General features: G+C 75.4%; 1 protein-coding gene. It reads left to right on the forward strand.

All coding sequences use genetic code 11. From position 1 onward, the window contains the following. Positions 1–260 (forward strand): hypothetical protein (locus tag AOK24_RS52115; RefSeq protein ID WP_240554429.1); only part of this gene is annotated, 260 nt, incomplete at both ends.

Raw genomic sequence — 260 nt, forward strand, 5'->3', positions numbered from 1 at the left:
CCCCACCGCGGGCCCCGCCCGCCTGGCCGTCGTCGACCCCACCGCCAAACGGCTGGCCCTGGCCCGCCGAGCCGCCGCCAAGTCCCGCCCCTGGAACGGCCGCAACGACGTCTGGCTCCGACCGACTCCCCTGCTCGGCAAAAGCGCAGCCGGAGGCAAGCTGGCCTTCCTCTTCCCCGGCCTCGAAGTCGACTTCACCCCGCACGTCGACGACGTAGCCGCCTACTTCGGCCTCCCCGCGCTCCCCGCCCCCGGCGACC

It is taken from the genome of Streptomyces niveiscabiei (genome assembly GCF_001419795.1).
Lineage (GTDB): Bacteria > Actinomycetota > Actinomycetes > Streptomycetales > Streptomycetaceae > Streptomyces > Streptomyces niveiscabiei.